Genomic DNA, 20,827 nt, shown 5'->3' with positions numbered 1-20,827 from the left:
CCGTCATGACCAACCCCTTCGAGAACCCCGACGGCACCTACCGGATCCTGGCCAACGACGAAGGCCAGCACTCGCTGTGGCCCGACTTCACCGCCGTGCCCGCCGGCTGGACCACCGTCTTCGGCCCGGACAGCCGCACCGCCTGCCTGGAGTACGTCGAGCGCGAGTGGACCGACCTGCGCCCCAAGAGCCTCGTCCGGGCCATGGGCGAGTGACGCGGACGCAGCGGACGAAGGGAACACGCACGTGAGCAGCGTCGACATGACGCAGGCACCGTACGCCCCGGCGAGCGCCGACGGCACGGTGCGGTACGGCGCCCCCACCTTGGCCCGGCTCGGCCATGTGGCGGCGGAACTGCTGGACCAGGCGGGCGACCGGGTCGACGACCCGGCATGGGTGGCCCTCGCCCGGCACGCCTGGGAGGACGTCCCCGCCGAAATACGGCGCACCGTCAGGGAGTTCCGCAGGCATTCCGGCCCCGACGGCGCCCTCGTCCTCAGGAGGCTCCCCATCGGTGCCGCGCACCTGCCGCCCACCCCCATGGTGAAGGGCTCGGTCCAGCACGGCCCGTCCCTGCCCGCGGCGACGCTGCTGCTGTTCGCGGCCGGGCTCGGCGACCCGGCCGCGTTCGCGGCGGAGAAGTCCGGCGCCCTCGTCCAGGACGTCGTGCCGGTGCCCGGCCAGGAGACCGTCCAGGGCAACGTCGGCTCGGTCGAACTCACCTTCCACACCGAGAACGCCTTCCACCCCCACCGCCCCGACTACGTCATGCTGCTGTGCCTGCGCCGCGACCACGAGGGCACGGCCGAACTGCGCACCAGCTGCGCCCGACGCGTCCTGCCGCTGCTGACACCCGGCACCCGGGAGGCGCTCGGCAGGCCCGAGTACATCACCGAGGCACCGCCGTCCTTCGGCCCGGCAGGCGAGGGCACCGCGCACGCCGTGCTCACCGGCGACCCGGACGACCCCGACTGGTGCCTCGACGAGGCGGCCACCAAGGCGGTGACCCCCGAGGGCCGGGCCGCTCTCGCCGAACTGGCCGAGGTGGCGCACCGCACGTACACCGGGGTGCTGCTGCGCCCTGGCGACCTCGCCGTCGTCGACAACCGGACAACCCTGCACGGCCGTTCGGCGTTCACGCCGCGCTACGACGGCCTCGACCGCTGGCTCCAGCGGACGTTCGCCTTCAGCGACCTGCGCCGTTCCCGCGACCACCGTCCCGGTGACGGAACGGTGCTGGTCAAGTGACCCCTCAAGTGACGTCGGCCCGCGACGCGTTACGAGAATCGATGAAAGGTACGTGCTGACATGACCGAGACAGACCGGACGCCCCTCGCGGTGTTCGAACGTCACGAGTCGAACGTACGCAGCTACTGCCGAGGCTTCCCGGTGGTCTTCGAACGAGCCGCCGGACACCATCTGTGGGACACCTCGGGGCGCCGCTATGTGGACCTGCTGTGCGGGGCCGGCTCGCTCAACTACGGCCACAACCCGCCCGAGATCGTCGAACGGGTGACGGCCTACCTCGCGGCCGGCGGCCCGGTGCAGTCGCTGGACCTGCACACCACGGCCAAGGCCGACTTCCTGGAGCGGTTCACCGGCCTCGTCCTTGAGCCGCGCGGCCTCGGCGACCACGTCGTCCAGTTCCCCGGACCGGCCGGAACGCTCGCCGTCGAGGCCGCCCTGAAGCTGGCCCGAAAGGTCACCGGCCGCACCGAGGTGATCGCCTTCACCGGAGGCTTCCACGGCGCGTCCCTCGGCGCCCTCGCCGCCACGACCTCCCCCCTGCTGCGCGGCGCGGCGGGCGTACCTCTGACCGACGTCACGATCCTCCCGTACGGCGACGCGGCCGAGCCCGATCCGTTCGCCTCCCTGGAACACGCCCTCGGCCCGGGCGCGGCGACGGCCCCGCCCGCCGCGGTCCTGCTGGAGACGGTCCAGGGCGAGGGCGGCCTGCACACGGCTCCCCGCGCGTGGCTGGCCCGGATCCGTGAACTCGCCGACGCCACCGGCGCGTTGGTCATCGTGGACGACATCCAGGCGGGCTGCGGACGCACCGGTACCTTCTTCAGCTTCGAGGACGCCCCCGAACTCCGCCCCGACCTGGTCTGCCTGTCGAAGTCCCTCAGCGGAATGGGGCTACCGATGGCGGCGCTGTTGATCCGGCGCGAGATCGACCGTTGGGCCCCCGGCGAGCACAACGGCACGTTCCGTGGCCACAACCTCGCCTTCGTGGCAGGCTCCGCGGCACTGGACCACTGGACCGACCCGCACTTCACCGACCACACCGCCGAACTGACCGCCGCGATCCGCACCAGCCTCGCGAGCATCACCGACGCCCTCCCGGTGGGTGCCGCCGAAGTCGTCGGCAAGGGAGCGATGAGCGGACTGAGATTCCCCGCCCCCGGGACGGCCGAGCGGATACGGGAGGCGTTGTTCCGCGCCGGCATCGTCGCCGAGACCTCGGGGTCGGGGCATGTACTGAAGCTCCTGCCACCCCTGACGATCTCCCTCACCGAGTGGAAGGAAGTGGCGGACACCTTGGGCGCCACCGTCCAGGTACTCGCCACGGCGTAGTCGCCCGACGCCCTGGGGACGAGCCAAGCCGAGCGGCCGCGGCCCGTCCCCAGGGTCGGGGTGCGTTCAACCCGGAGCCGTGGAGACCGGCGCTCACCCGGGGGCCCCTATGACTTCGGTCAAGCGGTGATCGGGGTTGGTGGTTCGTGGAGGGTGCCGTCGTGGAGCATGGCGAAGAGCACGTCGGCTCGGCGGCGTACGAGGCAGAGGACGGCCTGGGTGTGTGCTTGCCCTGGGTGATCTCTTGATCTTCCGAAAGGCATCCTGGTCCGGCCGGTCAGGCATCCGTCCGAGATCAGGCCGTATGTCGCGGTCCTCGGCGAGTTCACCAGCCGTACCTGGACCGTGGCCGACGTCGTGCTGGTGCGCAGCAACCTGCCGACGTCCGGTGTGGCGGGCGAACAGCCCTCCCTACGAGGCGGTCGCCCGTCGGCCGCTCGGAGGGGCCGGTCAGGCTCGGTCCCGTGAACCCCGAAACCCGGAACCGGATCATGGCCGGTGCGCTTGTGCTGATGTCCGTCCAGGTCGCGGTGGCGGCGGCGCTCGGACAATAGCCGTGACAGCCGCGCCGTAGGCCGAGCGCCGCCCCCGTCCCGACGACGGCGGCGGCGACTGCGAACGAATGCGGCTGCGACCGCTACCAGGCGAAGGCCTCCGGAGACGGTCCCGGTCCCGGGAAGATCTCGTCCAGCCCGGCCAGCAGCTCCTCGCTCAGATCCAACTCGGTGGCGCGCAGGGCGGATTCGAGCTGCTCCGCCGTACGCGGACCGACGATCGGGCCGGTCACGCCGGGACGGGTGAGCAGCCAGGCCAGGGCGGCCTCGCCGGGCTCCAGATCGTGCTTGTCGAGCAGGTCCTCGTACGCCTGGATCTTCGCGTGTACGTCAGGGCCGGACATGGCGCCCGCGGCTCGCCCCTCGCTGCGCCGACCGCCCTCGACCTCCTTCTTCAGCACGCCACCGAGCGCACCGCCGTGCAGCGGCGACCACGGGATGACGCCGAGGCCGTACTCCTGCGCGGCAGGGATGACCTCCATCTCGGCGCGGCGCTCGTAGAGGTTGTAGAGGCACTGCTCGCTGACGAGGCCGATGGTGTTGCCGCGCCGGGCGGCGATCTCATTGGCCTGGGCGATCTTGTAGCCCGGGAAGTTGGAGGAACCGGTGTAGAGGATCTTCCCCTGCTGCACCAGGACGTCGATGGCCTGCCAGATCTCCTCGAACGGGGTGTCCCGGTCGATGTGGTGGAACTGGTAGACGTCGATGTGGTCGGTCCGTAGCCGCTTGAGCGACGCGTCCACGGCGCGCCGGATGTTCACCGCCGACAGCTTCTCGTGGTTGGGCCATGCCTCGTCGTCCGCGCCCATGTTGCCGTACATCTTGGTGGCGAGGACGACCTTGTCGCGCCGCTCGCCGCCCTTCGCGAACCAGTTGCCGATGATGCTCTCGGTACGGCCCTTGTTCTCGCCCCAGCCGTACACGTTCGCCGTGTCGAAGAAGTTGATGCCCGCGTCCAGTGCCGCGTCCATGATCGCGTGGCTGTCGGCCTCGTCGGTCAGCGGACCGAAGTTCATGGTGCCGAGGACGAGTCGGCTGACCTTGAGTCCAGTGCGTCCGAGCTGCGTGTACTTCATGGACTGCACGCTATGGCCTGTGTGATGTTGTGATCAACCGGTTGCCGTCAGCAGGTCGTTGACCCAGATCGTGGAGGCGCGGAGGCGGAGGCCGGCGAGGTGACTTTCGGGTGTCTTGTCGTATCGAGTCGCGATGCCCCGCCATGCTGTCAGCTTGTTGATCAGGCGCTCGACGGTGTTCCTCTCCTTGTGGAGATCGGTGTCGAGGCGTGTGGGCCGGCCGCCCCGGCTGCCTTTCTTTGCGCGCCCAGGACCGGCCGAGGGCGCTCAGGTGCCGCTTGTGTCCTTCGGTCTTGTTACCAGCGACGGCCATGCTTGAGGCGGTACCGGTATTCGCACAGTTCCAGGTGCTCCGGGGAAGTGGCTCGTCCTACGCCTCTCATGTTCCTGATGTGCCGTCAGGTCGGTCGGCATCTGATCAGCATCAGCCCTCGCACATTCCTAGACGGGCGTTCGAGCAGGCGCCTGGTCGGCGGCCTCACGACAGCCTGGTTCGCGCGGAAACGCAGGCAGGGAGACTTCTCGCCGGAGTGAAGCGATGTTTCTCACCATCGTCGGGTCCTGGCGCACAGTTGTACAGTGAAGAACGCCCTTGACCTGCAGCAAGCAGGCAGGGAGCCGTCTTCCAGGAGTCCGACATGCTGCGTACCATGTTCAAGTCCAAGATCTAGCATCTGGGTAGTGTCATGTTCTTCCAGACGCCGATTTACGAGTGAGAGCTGACGGGCCCCTGCTGACGTCCTTCGATGTCGCCGCCCGTCCCCCACCGATGAATCCGTAGATCACTTCACATCATTACCGGGAGAACCCGTGACCGTGAGCAAGAACATCAACAATCCCGTGGGCATGGGCGGCGGCCAGCGCAAGAAGCTGTCCCGCGCCGAACGGCAGAGCAACGGTCCGTACCGCAATCTCGACCGCCAGGGTGCAGCCGACCAGAAGGCGGAGCTGGTGCGCAAGATGCGCGAGAAGGCAGGCGCAGCCGAGGGCGCCGGGCAGACGAGCGACGACACCGCACAGAGCTGACGCACCGCTGCCGCAGGGCGGCACCGCATGGCGGAGGGCACCGGCACCTTCGGCGCGGGCCTGTCCCGCCACCTGCTGGCTCAGCACGTCCAGGTGTACGAAGTGAACCGGCCCGACCGCACAGCCTGCCGTCTGCTCGGGAAGCTGGACCCGCTCGATGCGCAGGCTGCTGTGCGGCTGTGCTCAGTGGTCGCGCCCGGGCCCGGGCAAAAGCCAGCGACGGTCCGGTGCACAGCGCTCGTATGTTGTCCCTGCCGGCAGGGCGCACGGCGCGACGTGCCTGTACGCCGTGTACGACCCGATCACCGGCCACTGCGTACTGGCCAGTGCGGGACACCCTGGGCCGGTGCTGGTCTCGCGGGGCGGCGCCGAAGCCGACATGGTATCCGTGCGTCCGGGGTTGCCCCTGGCGGAAGGCGCGGAGCCCTTCGAAGCCACCGAGCTGCAACTAAGCCCGGGTGATGTGCTGTCCTTCTACACCGGTGCGCTGACGCGAGATCCGTTCCACACGCGCGGACTGACCGTGGTGCTTCTGCAGGAGCCCTTGGACGACGATCTGGCACTTCTGGTGACCCAGGTGCGCCGACTTCCCGAAGATGCCACTGCCGCCTGGGAGCTGGCCGCCGACCCCAGCATCGTCGCAGGGATACGCCGTCAAGTCGCCGACCAGCTGACCTCCTGAGGGCTGGAACATTTGGTGTTCACCACAGAGCTGATCGTCAGCGAGCTGGTCACCAACGCCATCCGCTACGGCGGCGCCCCAGTGGGCCTGCGGCTGATTCGGGATCAACGTCTGATCTGCGAGGTCTCCGATCCCAGATGACCCATCGCTGGGGCAGCCGGTACACCGTTGCGGGCAAAACCATCTGGACCGAACAGCTGTTGGAAGAAGTGTCCTGACCTATCGGCCCGGTTGTCTCATGTGATGCGGGCGCTTCAGCCGACGGTCATCAGCACAAGTCGCACCGGCGGCCTGCCTGGCCACTCTGTCGGAGTAGGCACTCGAAGACGTCCCGTGCGCATGCGCGGGAGTACGAACGGCTCAGCCTGATCACCCGGGCCGCCATCACCCTCACGACCAGGCACCTCACCCGCACTGAGGAGGTGGGCTCGCTCATCCGGGACCGGGAACGGCAGCCGCTGCGTGGTCATCCCCACAGTCTCGCAGCTGCTTTTCCTGGGCGGCAGCGGCTTTTCCCCGGCTGTCGCGCAGCGTGCCGGCTGGCAACTCTTCCTGAGACGTTGAACTCCGAGTGAATCAATATCTGTTCCCGAGGGATCAGATTTTGGGGGGCCGTGCAGCGGGAGTTTTTTGCCGCGAAGAGCAGAGTGGAATTATTCAACACGCACGGCCCGTTCCGGCGTGCTACTGTCGATCCAAGTTGCAGTTGTGGTTCCCAAGACTTCAAGTGCCCCCACCAGGCTTCTGCCGGTCGGGAGCACTTTTATATTTCCGGTCATTTCCGGGCGGGGTAATCATCGCGGCGACACGGCGTCCGCGCAGTGCGGACGCCGATGCACTGCCCCAAAGGAGATATGACATGGCTGCTGGTACCGTGAAGTGGTTCAACGCGGAAAAGGGCTTCGGCTTCATCGAGCAGGACGGTGGCGGCGCCGACGTGTTCGCCCACTACTCGAACATTGCCGCGCAGGGCTTCCGTGAGCTGCTCGAGGGCCAGAAGGTGAAGTTCGACATCGCGCAGGGCCAGAAGGGCCCGACGGCCGAGAACATCGTTCCGGCCTGACGCTCACGCGCAATCCGTAGCTGGGGCCCGCATCCTTCGGGGTGCGGGCCCCAGCTGCACGCGTATCCCGCAGCGGATTTCACCCGCGGGACGCCCCGGATGAATCCGCAGTACCACCACCAGCGGTTCCTCCCTCAGGACGCAGACGCACCCTGAAGCGCTGCCCCGCATCCGGCGCCCGGATCGCAAGTTCCCCCATCGCGTCACCCATTTCCGCACCTGTGCCCACGGATGTTTCCGCCGGCCAGATCTGCTTTCTTTTGCCACCGGTCCATACTTGTAATTCTCCATGCCATTCATCGCAGCGGGAATTCCTTGATATGTGCCCCATCGAGGAAGGTTCCGCATGAACCGCACGTACACGAACGACCGCCCCGCCCGCACCCGTGACGGCCGTGCCGACGCCGGAAGGGGCGGCGGCTACGGCTCGCAGGCATCGCGCCGTACCGGCGGGCCCGTCCGCTCCGGCGGTTACGGCCGTCGGCCCGCCGCAGTGCAAGGTGAGTTCGCGCTGCCCAGGACGATCACCCCCGCGCTGCCCGCCGTCGAGGGCTTCGCCGATCTCGACATGCCCGAGCAGCTGCTGGCCGAACTCGGCAGGCAGGGTGTGACCGCACCGTTCCCGATCCAGGGAGCGACGCTGCCGAACTCCCTGGCGGGCCGTGACGTCCTGGGCCGCGGCCGCACCGGTTCCGGCAAGACCCTCGCCTTCGGCCTCGCCCTGCTCGCCCGCACCGCCGGACAGCGTGCCGAGCCCCGCCAGCCGCTGGGGCTGATCCTCGTACCGACGCGTGAGCTGGCCCAGCAGGTGACCGACGCGCTGACCCCGTACGCCCGCTCCGTGCGGCTGCGGCTGGCCACCGTGGTGGGCGGCATGTCGATCGGCCGGCAGGCCAGCGCGATGCGCGGCGGAGCCGAGGTCGTCGTCGCGACCCCGGGCCGGCTCAAGGACCTCATCGACCGCGGCGAATGCCGGCTGAACCATGTCGGTATCACCGTGCTGGACGAGGCCGACCAGATGGCCGACATGGGCTTCATGCCCCAGGTCACCGCGCTGCTCGACCAGGTGCGCCCGGAGGGGCAGCGGATGCTGTTCTCCGCCACCCTGGACCGCAACGTCGACCTTCTGGTACGCCGCTACCTGACCGACCCCGTCGTGCACTCCGTCGACCCGTCCGCCGGTGCGGTCACGACGATGGAGCACCACATCCTGCACGTCCACGGCGCCGACAAGCACGCCGCCACGACCGAGATCGCCGCCCGCGACGGCCGCGTGATCATGTTCCTGGACACCAAGCACGCCGTCGACCGGCTGACCCAGGACCTGCTCAACAGCGGGGTACGGGCCGCCGCGCTGCACGGCGGCAAGTCGCAGCCCCAGCGCACCCGCACACTTGCGCAGTTCAAGACCGGGCACGTCACCGTGCTGGTGGCGACCAACGTCGCGGCGCGCGGCATCCACGTGGACAACCTTGACCTGGTCGTCAACGTCGATCCGCCGACCGACCACAAGGACTACCTCCACCGCGGTGGCCGTACCGCCCGCGCCGGCGAGTCCGGCAGCGTCGTCACCCTCGTCACGCCGCACCAGCGCCGCGGCATGGTCCGTCTGATGTCGGACGCCGGCATCCGGCCGCAGACCACCCAGATCCGCTCGGGCGACGAGGCCCTGAACCGGATCACCGGCGCCCAGGCCCCGTCCGGCATCCCGGTCGTCATCACCGCACCGGTGGTCGAACGCCCCAAGCGCAGCGCCACCTCCCGAGGCCGCCGCCGCCCCACCTCGGCGACCAGGCGCACCCCCGTACGCCAGTCCGGCTTCGGCGCGGTGGCCTAGAACTTTGGTAATCAGGAAGCCGGCCCATCTCTGCAGGAGGCACCTTTTGACGCTGGTTCAGACGCAGCCCCGCCCGGCGGACGCCAACCCCGCGCACAGGACGGCGATGGAGGTCATGGACCCGGCCGGACCGCAGGTCTGTGACGACATGAGCGTCGAGGTGGCGCTGGCCGTCATGGCGGCCGCCCGCACGGGCCGACTGCTCGTCTGCGATCAGGACGGCCAGTGCACCGGCCTGGTCACCCGGACCGAACTCACCGCCGTCCGTGACAGTTCCGGTTACACGGACCGTGTCCGCCTGCGCGACATCCTCGGCGACCACGGTTCGTTCGCCTCACCCGTGACCACGATGGCCGAAGCCGAGCACGCGATGCGCACCCGTCGGCTCGGTGCCCTGCCGGTGGTCGACGAGCAAGGCAGCGCCCTGGGCATCCTCGCCCTCTCCCGCTGAAACACCTCGCCCCTGGTCGGACCGTTCTTTCCTTCTCTCTGTGAGGTCACATGCGCTGCGTCATCGCCCGCTTCCCCTTCGAGCTCACCAAGGGCGGCGTGCTGGAATCGATGAAGGGCATCAAGCCCGAACCGGCCACCAGCGACTCGGTGATCATCGGCCGTCGCCACTACCCCGTCAAGCAGGTCGGCCAGGTCATCACACGCCAGGACCGTCGTGACTTCAGCGCCGGCGAAGTCCTGCGGGCCATGGCTCAGCTCGGCTTCACCTGCCGCGCCGTTCCCAAGGCAGCGCCCCTGGGCATTCTCAGCCCGATGCAGCACGCCTCCGCGATGCTCGGCACCCCCGTCACGGTCTGACCGGGTAAACAGACACGAGCCGACACCTGACCAGCAGTGTGGGCCCGACCGGTACGCCGGTCGGGCCCACACCGCGTGCAGCCGGTTCCCGTCGGCGTCGCTCAGTGGCCGGAACAGCTGAAGTCGCCCACGGTCCAGGCGCTGACATCCTCGATCGCAACCCGGTACCTCCCACCCGTCCCCGGACCCCCAGGGTGCCCCGCGGGATCCGGGCGACTTGGAAGTGCAGACGCGTGGGCGGCCCGTCCTTCTTCGCGGGGGAGTCGAAGACGGCGGCGAACTCGTCCAGGTGGGCGGAATCCGTCAGGACATCCGACACCCTCTGCCTTCACGTGGCTGCGACAGCCCATCGACCGGTGATGACAGCGCCATTGGTGACCACGGTCAGGGACTCTGATTGCTCTGGTCGGACTCCACCGGGGCGCCGACGTCAGCGAGCAACTCGTCAGGCTGCGACATGACGCGGACCGTATTCGCTGGCCATCCGGCTGCTTGAGCCAGCTGCGCGTTGTCGCCCGCGCCCGGGAACTCGTCGACCAAGGCACCCCCATCGAGGCCGCCTGCCGCATCGTCATCCTCGAAGACCAGCTCGAAGAAGCCCAGCGCATCAACGCCGAATACCGCCGCGCCGCCGAATCGGCGAACCCGGCGGCAGCAGCATGAGATGAGCGTGCCCGTCAGCCTCGACGGGCACCGCACGCACGGTCTCGGTGTGCGGTGTGCGGTGTGATCATTTCCTATGGTGACGCGATGTGCGGGCGTGTAGCGTCTGCGTCAGCTGTCGTGGTTCGGAATTCCCTCTTGCCCACGCCTTCGGTGTGGGCGTTTTGCTGTGCTGTGCCGCAGGGACCAGGGCGATCACCTCCGTCTGCCACAAGGGGTGGGAGGCGTTCATCGACTGGAAGGCATGAGACATGGCTACGGGAACTGTGAAGTGGTTCAACGCGGAGAAGGGCTTCGGCTTCATCGCCCAGGACGGCGGCGGCCCGGATGTCTTCGCGCACTACTCCGCGATCAACTCCACGGGCTTTCGTGAGCTCCAGGAGGGCCAGGCCGTGACGTTCGACGTCACTCAGGGCCAGAAGGGCCCGCAGGCCGAGAACATCAACCTGGCCTGACCTCGCAGACCTGCCCGAGAGATCGCGCACGCCGCGTCCAGGTGGCCGCCGCCCCCGCGGGCCCTGCCACCCACCCGGACGAAGGCGCCTGCTCTCGTGCCGGGCCGGCAGGATCAGGGGCCGCGCAGCAATGGCTGCGCGGCCCCTGATCTGTGCAGGGCCCCGGGCCGGTGCGACTTCGGCCCGGAACCTCCCCACCTCAGTCGCTGCAAGCGTCGTCGGGCACGGGAGCCGCATCTCCCGCGCGGCTGCCGTGCAGCTCGAAGGAGCCGACGCTCAGACACTCGTCCAGGCGTCGAGGAAGGCTTTCCGTCCAGCCGGATCGTCCGACCTGCGGTCTGCGTGCAGGACGCGCCAGGTGGTGAGCTCGATATCTCGGAACCACAGTTCTCCGATGACCTGTGTCTTGACGACCTGCCGGCCAGGGCGGTTCCCTCTCCTGCCAGGGAACGCAGCACCGGAGCCTTGATGTTGACGGGCAGCAGGTACGCGGTGCCCGACGACCACCACAGGTCCGACCAGAAGCGTTCTCCTGCCTTGATGGGGGCAGGCAGCGCGGCCAGCAGCCCGAGGAGGTGGCCGGTGGCGCATAGCCATCGGCGTGGGCGGCGGCGACCACCGCAATCCCGGCGACGCCCTCCACGTCGAGCTGGCCGGCTTCGAGATGCGGAGCAAGGTCCAGTTGGTGTTCCAACTGGTCTGCGAGGGCGGTGGATACGCGGGGGCGGACCTCAGGAAGCATCGGCGATCCTTGCGCGTAGGCGAGCGGAGATGCCCGTTCGGAAGCCCTGATCGTTCCCATGACCAGCCGTTCTGCTCGGCTTCGGCAAGCCCAATTGGCGGTAGCGCCAACGGGGCTGGAGCTCACACGGCGGCGAACCGGCCCGCGCCCGGCGACGTGGCTCTGGGGTTCTGGACCGACCTCCCGTCACGTATCCGGGTGAGGTTTTCCAGCATGGGGGACTCACTCGGTCGCTGCTCTGGTGGAGCGGGTGGCCGACCTGGCCGAACCGATCAAGCCGAGGTTGCGTGGCTGGCTCCGTGCCGGAATGGTCCCCGCCGCGCTGATCGCAGGCGTCGTGCTCATCTGCCTGGCCCGTACTCCGCAGGCGGTCGTGGCCTGCGCCGTGTACTCGGTCTCCGCCTGGCTGCTGTTCGCAACGAGCGCCATTTGCCACCGCGGCACCTGGGGATCGCTCGGCGAGGCTCTTCTGCGACGCCTCGACCACGCCAACATCTTCCTGATCATCGCCGGCACCTGCACCCCCCCTGGCTGTGATCCTCCTCCCGCCGGACCAGCGGTCCGTGCTGCTGTGGATCGTCTGGACGGGAGCGTTGGCCGGCATCGCGTTCTGGGTCCTGTGGGTCGGAGCCCCGCGCTGGCTGTACACCCCGTGCTACCTGGCGCTGGGGTGGGCACCGGTGAGCTACCTGCCCGACTTCCTGTACACCGGCGGAGCGGCCGTAGTGGTCCTGATCGTTGTCGGCGGTCTCCTCTACGGCGCGGGCGCGGTGGTCTACGCCCTCCAGCGGCCCGACCCCGCACCCCGCTGGTTCGGCTTCCACGAGGTCTTCCATGCGCTGACCGTGGTGGCCTTCACCGCGCACTACACCGCCCTCGCCACCTACTGACCCCGCGAGAGTGTTCCGGTCCGCCGCTCATCGCCCACGTCGCCGCGTGCTGGACCGCGGCGGACCGGGCGGTCGCCGAGGCATCGCCCCGCGCATGAAAGTCGAGGCGGAAGACATCAGGGGGATGGTATTCCTGGGGCAGGTGAGCCGGGTCGCCCGGGACGGTGATCTGTACGGTGATCGGCCGGGACGTGCCTGCGGCAAGGAACTGGTCGTTCTCGGATTCCAGGTATGCCTTGGCATGCTTACCTACGCCGCAAGCGCTCTCTGTGTCCGTTCGAACGCGATGAGCCACCTGTGTCCGGCGCGTCCCGGAGGATCGCCACCGGACCAGAACTCCGAGCGCAGCCCCTCGGCACTCCAGCCGCTGGGCCCTGCAGCCGCCGGTCGGACCGCACCAGGCGATATACCGAGTTCGCGGCCTCCGCAGCCGTGATGGTTCACCAGCCTCACCCGGAGCACCGTGGTGGCGATCGCGGCCAAGAGGGACACACAGCTGCTGACATTGCAGCCCCGAAGGATGCCCGTTACTGCAGGGCGAGCAGCAGGTGGTCTGCGGAGCCACCGCCCTGCCGTGAGAGGAATAGCTCCCACCGCGAATGCGTGGACGGGTACCGGCTGCCCGCCCCCACCTCTGCCCCACCGACGTCCCCCGCCTCACCCCGCCGCCACGCTGACGCGGCGGGGAGCGGGGCGGCCCCGACCGACGTGGCCACCTCACCATGCCCGCTCAGTGCGCTCCGCCCAAGCGTCCACGTCTGCCTCCAACCGCCACCGCGGCATCCACTCGCCCCGCGGGGTACGCCGCTGAAGGGCCAAGCTTCCGAGGTTCCGTCAGCCCGCGACCTCTCGGAGCGTGCCCTCTCCGGTGTGTGTCGGCTGTGCGGTCGCCACCTCGGGGGGGAGAAGAGGTGCCCGCGCCTGCTCGCGGCGGAACGTGTGGGCGATGGCGCGTGCCTCGATGCCCGCTTGGCGAAGGACGCCCGTGGAGGGGCCCCGGATAGAGGTTGTACGCGCCGCTGTCCGCCCTGAAAGTTGGCTGCTCTCCAGGGTGTGACGCTCCGTAAGCAGGTAAGGAGGGAGGAGCGAGAGAAAGACGACAGCGGTCTTCAGCTGACCTGAGACAGAGGGGGCTCCGTGTTCGAGGCGCAGGACATCAGGGAATGGCGAGGCCACGACGTGGTCGACCACGAGCGGCACAAGATCGGCGTCCTGGAGGCGGTCTACGTCGACACGGCCACAGACCAGCCCGCGTTCGCGACGGTGACGGTCGGCCTGCCGACCCGACACCGGCTGGTGTTCGTCCCCCTGGGCGACGCGACGGTCGGTCCCGGTTACCTGAAGGTCGCCTACGACAAGAAGCAGGTCAAGGAAGCGCCCTCGATCGGCACGGACGGCGAACTGCTCGCGGAGGACGAGAAGACGGTCTTCGCGCACTACGAGCTCGCCTACCGAACGGGTGCGGGCGGCGAACGTCGCCTCGCCCGCCGCTGATGCCCTCACGAACGTCCCCCACCATGAGGTGACACCAATGGCTCTCTTCCTCCTGCTGCTCATTGTGGCCATCGTGCTCGGCATCATCGGTGTGGTGGCGAAGGGCCTGTTCTACCTGTTGGTCATCGGCGTGGTGGTTCTGGTCGCCGACCTCGTCCTCCTCGGCCTACGCCTGGGCCGCGGCCGCAGGCGCCTCCCCCGGTGACGCGGTCAGCCGGGCAAGCGGCCCCACGGCCGCCCGCCCGGGGACCGGACGCAGCGGGGTGTCGGAGCAGTCGTCGAGTCATCGCCCAGGAGTGGTCCGCCCCGTCCGCGACGGGGCGGAGGCGTCGGTGAGGTCGGCGCCGGTGTCGGCGTCCCGCTCGGAGTGGCCGACGCCGTGCCAGTCCAGGCACATGACGGTCGCGTCGTCCTGCAGGTGGCCGTGGTTGGCGTCGACGATCGCCGCGATGAGGGTGCGGGCGGCCTCGCGGGGATGCAGATCGCGGGTGCGCACGATCAGGTCGGACAGATCGAGGCTGTCGGCGTTGCGCTCCAGCATGCCGTCGGTCAGCATCACCAGCCGGTCGCCCGGCTGCAGGTCCAGCGACTGGACCCGGTAGGTGTGGGGGACCTGGAAGCCGAACGGCATATCGATCTTCGGAGTGATCTCCCGCACCTGGCCGCTCCGCATGCGCAGCGGCCAGGGGTGGCCGGCGTTGATGAACTCGGTCCTGCCGTCGGTCAGGCTGATGCGCAGGAGCTGGCCGGTGACGTAGCTCTGGCGACCGTGTTCACACATGGCCTGATCGGCCTGTCGGGCCTGTTCGGCGAGGTCGGCGCCGGCCCGCCGTGCCCGGCGAAGGGCGCCCACCAAGAGGGTGGCCAGCAGCGCGGCTTCGACATCGTGCCCCATGGCGTCGGTGACGGAGAGCTGGACTGTATCCCGGTCGATCACGTAGTCGAAGGTGTCGCCCCCGACGTGGTCGGCGGGCTCCAGTGCCCCGGCCACCGCGAACTGCGCCGCCTCGCACGCCAGCGACGCCGGGAGCAGCCGGTGCTGGATTTCCGCGGCCAGGCTCAGCGGGACGGTACGGCGGCCCCACTGGTACACGTCGGTGTAGGACCGGTTCGCGATGACGATGTATGCCAGGGCGTGTGCGGTCTCACCGATCTCCCGCATCACCTCCGCGTCCGGCGCCGCGGGCAGGAACAGTTCGAGGAGCCCGATGGCGTCCCCGCGGTTGGTCACCGGGGCGACGATCCGCACCAGCGCGCCCTCGCCCTCGTCCTCCACGCTCGGCCGCTGGGTGCGGATCACGTCGTCGTACAGGGTGCCCCGCAGCGTGATGCGCTGGGCGGGTTCATCGGTATCGATGCTGCCCGCCGCCCCCAGCCGTACGACCGAGCCACCGGTGAAGTCGGTGATGAGGAATGACACCGACGCGGCCCCGAGGCGCTCCTTGAGCATGCCCGCGACCACGTCGAGCGACTCCACAGGCGCCGCGGACTCCGCTGCGGCCAGCGTCCCCGCCAGGGTTATCGCCCTGCCCCGGCCATCCCCGTTCGCGGGAGTACGAGTGGTCGGCCCACCGTCCCCGTCAGGCCCGCGCACGGTCACGGTGACTCCTCGCTGCTCGCTGCTGCCCAGGGCTCCGGCCCGGGGATGCGAGGGGCTGGCGCCAAACCCCGATTCCCGGCAGATGTTAGTGCACCACAGAGCCTCTGAACGGATGCACCTGTCGGCCGGCTGTTCGTCGAACGGCCCGGCCACCGTCGCCGTGTGGAACGCCTGCACCTCGTAGTCATCCGGCCTACCCGCGTTCATGCCACGCTGGCACCGGAGACGACAAACAGTAGTGGGGCCCTAACGGTACGCCGTTCGGGCGCCCACCGTTCGACGTCTCCCAGGGCCAGAAGGGCCCGCAGGCCGAGAACATCAACCCGGCCTGACCTCGCAGCCTTGCCCGAGGGATAGTGCGCGCCGCGTCCGGTGACCGCGGCGGCCCGTGCAGGCCGTCCTTTCGGCCGAACAAGGGGGTCCGCTCCTGTGCCGGGCGCCGACAGGACCTGTGGTGCACAGGAGCAGGCCGCGCAGCAATGGCTGCGCGGCCCCGCTCCGTTGAGGTGCGTCCGGGGCGGCCCACCTCGGCCGGGCCCTTCCTGAACCCGGTCACATCAGGCGTTGTCCCGGGCTCGGCCGCCTCACCGTAGGTGTCGCAGTTCGTCGGCGACCAGGGTTGGTCGCAAGGTGCTGCAACACCGAACCGGAGCAGTAGGGATACGAGGCCGGGGTGCGCGCCAGGTGCCGACTCGGGCGCCGCATGCCTTGCACGGCTGCCTGGAGGAACAGTCGTTCAGGCGCTGGTCCAGGCGTCGAGGAAGGCTTTCCGCCCAGCCGAATCGCCCGACCCGCGGTCTGCACGCAGAACGCGCCAGGCGGTGAGCTCGAGATCTCGGAGCCCCAGTTCGGCCGATGACCTGTGTCTTGAGGCCGGGCAGATGGTCGGATTCGGCGAGGTCCGGAATCCCCGCCCCGCATGCTCGATGGGTGGTCCGACTCGACAGGGCCTGAGTGAGCGGACGCCCGGCGGGCCCGCGCCGGACCCGCACCCCGAAGCAGGAGGGGCACCGGTGGTTGCGCCTGATGTGCCTGCACGACGCCGACCGCTTCTCCATGCCCGGCTACCGACCTGGCATCGCCGCGCGCCCGCGGCCGGCCTGTGGTCTCCCCTCGCCACCCTGGCCCTGATTGCGCTGACCTTGTGCGCTGCCCTGCCGGTCCAGCGGCGGACGGCGCGCCGCGCGAGGCCAGAGGTCGCCACTGCCCACGCGGCCGCAGCGAACCGGTCCCAAGGGTACGGGCGGTCAGCCGCAGGTACGAGAAGACCGACTCATTCCCCAAGACCGGCTCATTCCCCGTGCGCAGGGTTCGTCAGCTCTGCGTTGAACTGAGCGCCGATCAGGAGGGCCAGATTGGAGAGCCACAGCCAGACCAGGAACACCACGACGCCTGCCAGTGAACCGTACAGACGGTCATAGGTGCTCACCAGGGAGGTGTAGACGGCGAATCCGAGTGAGACGGTCAGCAGGAGCGCCACCGCCAGTGTGCCGCCGGGCGCCATCCTCCGGACAGGGCGGGAGGACACCGGTCCTGACCGGTACAGGACGAGCACCAAGGCGACGGCTACGGTGATGTTCAGTGTTTCCGGGCGGGGATGCTGTGACGGGCGGGAGGATTGGCGGGTGCTGTCCCGGGTCCGGGGTCTGACTCATGACACCTTTGACCAGCGCGTCTGAATCACGCAGTGTCGGCCGTTGGCCGGGGATGGTGCGTTGTCGGTGCCGGGCCGGCGGGGCGTGTCCCGATAGGGGCCTGCCGATTGTTGTGGCGTCCTCACGATTCTGACCGCCCGACGCGGCTCGGTACCGGCAACGCGACGCGCCATGGGGCCGGAAGGGGAACGGGCATGTCCAGTTCGACCATGTCCAGTTCGACCATGTCCAGTACGCCGCGTGCTTCGCAGACTCGTCGTCGCCCGGTGGGGGAGGTGGTTTTGGGAGTGGGTACGCACCGGGACGCGCATGTGGCTGCGGTGCTCTCCGTGATGGGGACGGTGCTTGCCACCGGCGAGTTCCCGGTCACCGCGGCGAGGTTCCGAGATCTGCTGAAGTGGGCCAGGAAATGGGGAACGGTGAGGCGGGCCCGGGTGGAGGGGACCGGCTGCTACGGCGCGTCTCTGCCCCGCTATCTGCTGACGCAGGGCATAGACGTGCTTGACGTGAACCGGATGGACCGGGCAGATCGCCGTCTGCGCGGCAAATCGGATCCGCTCGATGCCCAGAATGCGGCGCGAGCCGTATTGAGCGGGCGGGCCCGTGCCCGGGCCAAAGCGGGCGATGGACCGGTGCAGATCGGGAGAATGTGCAAACTCACGAAGGCGTCGGCCGTCAAAGCCCGCACCCAGGCCATCAAGCAGCTCAAGTCCGTCCTCGTAACTGCCGACCCCGCTTTGCGGGAAGAACTGGCCGGACTGGGCAATGCCGAACTCTTCCGGACCTGTGCGCGGTTCGCCGACATGAACAGTCACGAGGAGGCCGGCGAGGAGTCGGTGCTGCAGGCCACTCGGATCACGCTGAGTCCGCTGGCTCACCGGATCGGCCAGCTCTCCGCGCAGATCCGCGATGTGGACGATCGTCTGACCCGGCTCGTGGAATGCTGTGCCCCGCAGCTGCTCGATGTGGTGGGGATCGGTCCGGACACGGCCGTCGCCTTGCTGATCACGGTGGGGGACAACCCGGAACGTCTGGACAGTGAGGCGTCCTTCGCCGCTTTGTGGGGTGAGTCCTGTCGAGCGTTCCTCGGGACGTCGGCAGTACCGTCGCCTCAACCGTGGTGGCGACCGTCAGGCCAATGCCGCGCTGCATCGCATCGTGTTCACCCGGCTGCGGATCGACTCGCGCACCCAGGACTATGACGAGCGCCGGATCAAGGAGGGTAAGACCCGGCGCGAAATCGTCCGTTGCCTCAAGCGCTACGCTGCTCGGGAGGTTTTCCACCTGGTCAAACAGCTACAGCCAGGACCCCGCTCATAGGGGCTGTTGTGACAGATGAGAGGCTCGGACGGGTGAGCGAGACACCACCGAACACCCTGCAATACCGCTTTGACGGGCCAGAAGACGCCCCTGTTCTGATCCTGGGGCCCTCCCTGGGTACCACATGGCACAGGTTGTAGAGATCGTCCGTGGGCGTCCAGGCCAGTCCAGGAAGAGCGCGTAATGCCAGGTCAGGGCATTCTGGTCCGGGTGCGCCGTTGCACTCGGACTCTCCTCTCTCGGGCACCCTGAGCAAGGACGCGGCGGCGACACCCGTTGTTACGGCCGATGCGCAGCATGCGACCCGGGAACTCTTCGCGACCAACCAGGTCGTTTCCTGCGCTCTCGCGAAGTCCACCGTCTGTGAAGGCGACAGGTCGAGGATGATCGGCCTCACGAGGCCGGCCCCGCAGTAGTCCTGCACGTGCTGGCTTCGCTGCGGCAGGCCCAGGGGAAGCAGCCGTCGACCACCCGTTCGTTCCCGGGAGTGGTGCAGGATCGACAGTCCGAGCAGCCGACCCGCCGCACGAAGGCACCACCCGGTGCGAAATACTCCCCCGGTGAGTTCACGCACTTCCCCGATCAGCCGGCCGATCACGATACGGAGGGCCGTCGCGCGGGATGCCAAACGGCTCACGCGGCTCGTGCGTGGCTCAGGCGCCTACGAGGGTAGGTACGCCGCCGCGGTCGCGGGCTACCGGGTCGGTCCTGATTACATCGAGGCCCACCGCGCCTTCGTGGCCGTCGGCGCCGACGAGCATGGAGGCCGGGTCCTCGGGTTCTACTCGCTCGTCCTCGCTCCACCGGAGCTCGACCTGCTGTTCGTCGCTGACGAAGCGCAAGGACGTGGTATTGGACGGCTGCTCGTCGCGCACATGCAGTCCGAGGCCCGTGCCGCCGGGCTCGACCGTGTCAACGTCGTGTCGCATCTTCCCGCCGAGGGCTTCTACCACCGCGTCGGTGCAGTGCGGACCGGGACCGCGCTCGCGAACCCGCCCGCCGTGCCGTGGGACCGTCCCGAATTCGAGTTTCGCATTCCTTCGGAATGACGCGTCCGCCGTGGCTCACTGGGCGACGCCACGCTCAGCCCGACGTGCTGCGCGGCGGTGGGGCACGGCGAGCGCCGGACTGAGCCTCGGAGCTGCTTGACCATCCAAGGACCACCGGTCGAGGCGGATTACCTCATCCTCGACCGCACGGAAATCTGTACCAGTCGAAGTAGACTTTTGACGGCGGTGTGGTTATGGTTTCTCTCGTAGCCGAGATCGAGCGAGCCCGGCAGACATGAACTGCCGGGCGGCAGTACGTAGTTGCAGTTCGCAGGACGGTGCGGTGGTGGAGTTCCGAAGCCAGAGCGGTTGCAGGACGGTGACGGGACTGACGACCGGACCGGGCGGCCCGCAGTGATCAGGGGCCGTCATGAGCAGTACCGCAGTGGCAGTACCGGTAAGTAAAGGTTCGCAGTACCCAGCAGTGAGCCAGTGAGCAGTACCTCGGTGAAGGCGTCGGCTGCGGGCGCGCGCACCGGGAGGTTCGGCAGTGGGGTTCTAAGCCAGAGCAGACGCAGGACGGGCGACGGGGCTGGCTGCCGAAGAGTGGCGCTGTTCGAGGTCACCAGTAGTGACTAGTTGGTCAAGAGGGAAGAACGGAGGAGCCGAGCGCCATCAGGATCGCCCGGGCGGAAGTTTTGGGCCCGGGTACCGCAGGACATCGATAGTGAGGTGGTCTCCGGTCAAGCAACCGCGATCCCCGCACCCCCGACAGCATTTCGGTCGGGTCTGCGGAAACAGAAGGCCGGTGCAGTATCAGGGCCGGCAGATGGTGTAGTAGTTCCTTCGGGGCCCTGGTGCCAATACGGCGCCAGGGCCCCTCAACGCGTTCCACAGAGAGGTGCAATGACAGCAGACGACACGTTCGGCCGTCTCGATGACGACGACTACCCCGCTTACACCATGGGCCGGGCCGCCGAGATGCTCGGCACCACACAGGGCTTCCTCCGAGCCATCGGCGAAGCCCGCCTCATCACCCCGCTGCGCTCCGCAGGCGGACATCGCCGCTACTCCCGCTACCAGCTGCGCATCGCCGCCCGCGCCCGGGAACTCGTCGACCACGGGACCCCCATAGAGGCGGCCTGCCGGATCGTCATCCTCGAAGACCAGCTCGAGGAAGCCCAGCGCCTCAACGCCGAATATCGCCGTGCCGCCGAATCGGCGAACCCAACCGCAGCAGCGTGAGATGAGCGTGCCCGTCAGCGTCGGCGGGCACCGCACGCTCGGGCTCGGTGTGCGGTGTGATCATTTCCCATGGTGACGCGCAGGCCGTGCGGTGTGTGCGTGTCGCGTCCGCGCAGCTGTCGTGATTCGGGATTCCCTCTTGCCCACGC

17 protein-coding genes and 6 pseudogenes are annotated in these 20,827 nt (G+C 68.7%); 18 read left to right on the top strand and 5 right to left on the bottom strand.

The genetic code is table 11. The features are described 5' to 3' along the window. Positions 1-5: 5 nt before the first annotated feature. From ABT147_RS32750 to ABT147_RS32740, 3 genes are read left to right on the top strand one after another with little or no spacing between them, the layout of a single operon-like run. Entirely contained in the window at positions 6-215 is a 210-nt protein-coding gene (locus ABT147_RS32750; RefSeq protein WP_351412944.1) for an MbtH family protein, read from the top strand. Positions 216-246: 31 nt separating this feature from the next. Further along, positions 247-1,248 carry a TauD/TfdA family dioxygenase gene (locus ABT147_RS32745; RefSeq protein WP_351412942.1) on the top strand — a complete coding sequence of 334 codons (1,002 nt, stop codon included), beginning with the start codon at positions 247-249 and terminating at the stop codon, positions 1,246-1,248. Between the two features lie 60 nt (positions 1,249-1,308). Beyond that, complete coding sequence (locus tag ABT147_RS32740) at positions 1,309-2,577, top strand: diaminobutyrate--2-oxoglutarate transaminase (protein WP_351412940.1); 1,269 nt, start codon at positions 1,309-1,311, stop codon at positions 2,575-2,577. 637 nt (positions 2,578-3,214) lie between these two features. Here the strand turns inward: ABT147_RS32740 and ABT147_RS32730 are convergent. Both ABT147_RS32730 and ABT147_RS32725 read right to left on the bottom strand, forming a co-directional pair. Further along, on the bottom strand, positions 3,215-4,207 hold the full coding sequence (locus ABT147_RS32730; RefSeq protein WP_351412938.1) for an aldo/keto reductase: 993 nt from the start codon (positions 4,205-4,207) through the stop codon (positions 3,215-3,217). A 33-nt stretch (positions 4,208-4,240) separates the two neighbouring features. After that, positions 4,241-4,453, bottom strand: a pseudogene (locus tag ABT147_RS32725) (IS5/IS1182 family transposase); the annotation flags it as partial. A 564-nt stretch (positions 4,454-5,017) separates the two neighbouring features. Here ABT147_RS32725 and ABT147_RS32720 point away from each other — a divergent pair. The 7 genes from ABT147_RS32720 (at position 5,018) to ABT147_RS32690 (ending at position 9,625) form a co-directional block, all read left to right on the top strand. Next, positions 5,018-5,233 (top strand): DUF6243 family protein, encoded by a 216-nt coding sequence (locus tag ABT147_RS32720; protein ID WP_351412937.1) that lies wholly within the window; start codon positions 5,018-5,020, stop codon positions 5,231-5,233. 289 nt (positions 5,234-5,522) lie between these two features. Further along, the gene (locus ABT147_RS32715) at positions 5,523-5,915 is read left to right on the top strand and encodes a SpoIIE family protein phosphatase (RefSeq protein ID WP_351412935.1); all 393 of its coding nucleotides are present in this window, start codon (positions 5,523-5,525) and stop codon (positions 5,913-5,915) included. 15 nt (positions 5,916-5,930) lie between these two features. After that, positions 5,931-6,056 carry an ATP-binding protein gene (locus ABT147_RS32710; protein WP_351412933.1) on the top strand — a complete coding sequence of 42 codons (126 nt, stop codon included), beginning with the start codon at positions 5,931-5,933 and terminating at the stop codon, positions 6,054-6,056. Positions 6,057-6,774: 718 nt separating this feature from the next. Beyond that, entirely contained in the window at positions 6,775-6,978 is a 204-nt protein-coding gene (locus ABT147_RS32705; protein WP_351412930.1) for a cold-shock protein, read from the top strand. A 346-nt stretch (positions 6,979-7,324) separates the two neighbouring features. Then, positions 7,325-8,815 (top strand): DEAD/DEAH box helicase, encoded by a 1,491-nt coding sequence (locus ABT147_RS32700; protein ID WP_351412928.1) that lies wholly within the window; start codon positions 7,325-7,327, stop codon positions 8,813-8,815. A 46-nt stretch (positions 8,816-8,861) separates the two neighbouring features. After that, a complete protein-coding gene (locus ABT147_RS32695) occupies positions 8,862-9,266 on the top strand; it encodes a CBS domain-containing protein (RefSeq protein WP_351412926.1) in 405 nt (134 codons plus the stop codon). 50 nt (positions 9,267-9,316) lie between these two features. Continuing rightward, on the top strand, positions 9,317-9,625 hold the full coding sequence (locus ABT147_RS32690) for an SCO5918 family protein (protein ID WP_351412924.1): 309 nt from the start codon (positions 9,317-9,319) through the stop codon (positions 9,623-9,625). Between the two features lie 101 nt (positions 9,626-9,726). Here ABT147_RS32690 and ABT147_RS32685 read toward each other — a convergent pair. Continuing rightward, a pseudogene (locus ABT147_RS32685) lies at positions 9,727-10,084 on the bottom strand (hypothetical protein). 39 nt (positions 10,085-10,123) lie between these two features. Here ABT147_RS32685 and ABT147_RS32680 point away from each other — a divergent pair. The 5 genes and pseudogenes from ABT147_RS32680 to ABT147_RS32660 all read left to right on the top strand — a co-directional run. Continuing rightward, positions 10,124-10,288: pseudogene (locus tag ABT147_RS32680) on the top strand (MerR family transcriptional regulator); the annotation flags it as partial. A gap of 251 nt (positions 10,289-10,539) precedes the next feature. Continuing rightward, on the top strand, positions 10,540-10,743 hold the full coding sequence (locus tag ABT147_RS32675; RefSeq protein WP_030052720.1) for a cold-shock protein: 204 nt from the start codon (positions 10,540-10,542) through the stop codon (positions 10,741-10,743). A gap of 1,049 nt (positions 10,744-11,792) precedes the next feature. Beyond that, positions 11,793-12,375, top strand: a pseudogene (trhA, locus tag ABT147_RS32670) (PAQR family membrane homeostasis protein TrhA). Positions 12,376-13,512: 1,137 nt separating this feature from the next. Next, the gene (locus ABT147_RS32665; RefSeq protein ID WP_283974520.1) at positions 13,513-13,869 is read left to right on the top strand and encodes a PRC-barrel domain-containing protein; all 357 of its coding nucleotides are present in this window, start codon (positions 13,513-13,515) and stop codon (positions 13,867-13,869) included. A 37-nt stretch (positions 13,870-13,906) separates the two neighbouring features. Beyond that, positions 13,907-14,074: a hypothetical protein gene (locus tag ABT147_RS32660; protein ID WP_351412921.1), complete on the top strand. Its 168-nt coding sequence runs from the start codon at positions 13,907-13,909 to the stop codon at positions 14,072-14,074. A 78-nt stretch (positions 14,075-14,152) separates the two neighbouring features. Here the strand turns inward: ABT147_RS32660 and ABT147_RS32655 are convergent, their stop codons facing one another. Beyond that, positions 14,153-15,391, bottom strand: coding sequence for a PP2C family protein-serine/threonine phosphatase (locus ABT147_RS32655; RefSeq protein ID WP_351413004.1), 1,239 nt, complete (start codon positions 15,389-15,391; stop codon positions 14,153-14,155). Between the two features lie 1,369 nt (positions 15,392-16,760). Then, positions 16,761-17,039: pseudogene (locus ABT147_RS32650) on the bottom strand (YhjD/YihY/BrkB family envelope integrity protein); the annotation flags it as partial. 309 nt (positions 17,040-17,348) lie between these two features. Here ABT147_RS32650 and ABT147_RS47445 point away from each other — a divergent pair. The 3 genes and pseudogenes from ABT147_RS47445 (at position 17,349) to ABT147_RS32630 (ending at position 20,678) form a co-directional block, all read left to right on the top strand. Then, positions 17,349-18,444 (top strand): annotated as a pseudogene (locus tag ABT147_RS47445) (IS110 family RNA-guided transposase). Positions 18,445-19,004: 560 nt separating this feature from the next. Next, positions 19,005-19,493, top strand: coding sequence for a GNAT family N-acetyltransferase (locus tag ABT147_RS32635; RefSeq protein WP_351412917.1), 489 nt, complete (start codon positions 19,005-19,007; stop codon positions 19,491-19,493). 846 nt (positions 19,494-20,339) lie between these two features. Beyond that, on the top strand, positions 20,340-20,678 hold the full coding sequence (locus ABT147_RS32630) for a MerR family transcriptional regulator (protein ID WP_031144137.1): 339 nt from the start codon (positions 20,340-20,342) through the stop codon (positions 20,676-20,678). Positions 20,679-20,827 lie beyond the last annotated feature (149 nt).

This window comes from Streptomyces sp. NPDC001868, assembly GCF_040297125.1.
Classification (GTDB): Bacteria; Actinomycetota; Actinomycetes; order Streptomycetales; family Streptomycetaceae; genus Streptomyces.
The sequence above is the reverse complement of the archived record's forward strand: the minus strand, read 5'-3'. Positions and strand labels throughout refer to the sequence as shown.

What these genes read in the sequence shown, in the direction of transcription:
- ABT147_RS32750 (WP_351412944.1), top strand. Translation starts at nt 6, where the DNA reads ATGACCAACCCCTTCGAGAACCCCGACGGCACCTACCGGATCCTGGCC.
- ABT147_RS32740 (WP_351412940.1), top strand. Translation starts at nt 1,309, where the DNA reads ATGACCGAGACAGACCGGACGCCCCTCGCGGTGTTCGAACGTCACGAG.
- ABT147_RS32730 (WP_351412938.1), bottom strand. Translation starts at nt 4,207, where the DNA reads ATGAAGTACACGCAGCTCGGACGCACTGGACTCAAGGTCAGCCGACTC.
- ABT147_RS32705 (WP_351412930.1), top strand. Translation starts at nt 6,775, where the DNA reads ATGGCTGCTGGTACCGTGAAGTGGTTCAACGCGGAAAAGGGCTTCGGC.
- ABT147_RS32700 (WP_351412928.1), top strand. Translation starts at nt 7,325, where the DNA reads ATGAACCGCACGTACACGAACGACCGCCCCGCCCGCACCCGTGACGGC.
- ABT147_RS32690 (WP_351412924.1), top strand. Translation starts at nt 9,317, where the DNA reads ATGCGCTGCGTCATCGCCCGCTTCCCCTTCGAGCTCACCAAGGGCGGC.
- ABT147_RS32675 (WP_030052720.1), top strand. Translation starts at nt 10,540, where the DNA reads ATGGCTACGGGAACTGTGAAGTGGTTCAACGCGGAGAAGGGCTTCGGC.
- ABT147_RS32660 (WP_351412921.1), top strand. Translation starts at nt 13,907, where the DNA reads ATGGCTCTCTTCCTCCTGCTGCTCATTGTGGCCATCGTGCTCGGCATC.
- ABT147_RS32630 (WP_031144137.1), top strand. Translation starts at nt 20,340, where the DNA reads ATGACAGCAGACGACACGTTCGGCCGTCTCGATGACGACGACTACCCC.